This is a genomic window from Acidovorax sp. SUPP3334, from assembly GCF_030159055.1.
Taxonomy (GTDB): Bacteria; Pseudomonadota; Gammaproteobacteria; order Burkholderiales; family Burkholderiaceae_C; genus Paracidovorax.
Window position 1 is genome coordinate 1 of record NZ_BQXQ01000121.1, and the last position, 748, is coordinate 748.

General features: G+C 65.4%; 1 protein-coding gene. It reads right to left on the reverse strand.

The features are described 5' to 3' along the window. The coding region (locus AVHM3334_RS23745) for a transposase (protein ID WP_284415885.1) at positions 1 to 748 on the reverse strand (748 nt) is incomplete at both ends.

The following is a 748-nucleotide window of genomic DNA, read 5'->3' on the forward strand; positions in this document are numbered from 1 at the left end:
GGGGCAGCAGGAGCAAAGGGGTTGGTCGGCAGATCCTTGAGCTTGGCCATGCGCAGGTAGGCGATGGCGATGAAGTTGCGCACAGTCCTGAAGCCGCGTGCTGCCGTCTTGGTCTGCTGCAGCAAGCCGTTCATGGCCTCCACATAGGCGTTTGATCGCCCATCGAGCATGCCGCGTACCACGCCATGCAGCCGCTCGGTGAGGGTGGCAGCCAGCCGCTTGAAGGGCTCCAGGCGAGATCGCTTGGCCCATGACAGCCAGCCTTTGAGCAGGCCCTCGGCCTGGCTCGCATCGTTGCTGCGCACAGCCTGCGCGTAGACATCGCGCAGCGCCTGCTTGAGCCGCCATGCCCGCGCGCTGCGCAAGTGGGCATGCTGCAGCCAGTGCATGGCTTGGGTCTGCTTGTCGCTCCAGGCCGATGGGTTCTTGCGCATGCCCCACATCAAGCTCTTGAGCACCTTGCGATCCGTGGTGCCCAAGGCGCGACTGACTGCCGGCGCATCGGTGCGCATCTCGCTGCGCCGCACCTCGTGCATCGCCGCGTTGGCCAGGGCGATCACATGGAAGCGGTCGTAGCTGATCTGCGCTTTGGGCAAGCTGGCCGTCACCCCCTTGAGGTACGCCCCACTCATGTCCATGCAGGCGTGCTCAATGGCGGCGGGATCGCCGCCATGGGCCGTGAGGTCTTGAGCGAACGCTGCCAGTGTTTCGTGGTCACGCCCCGCGCAGGCAAACAGCAGGCGCTTTT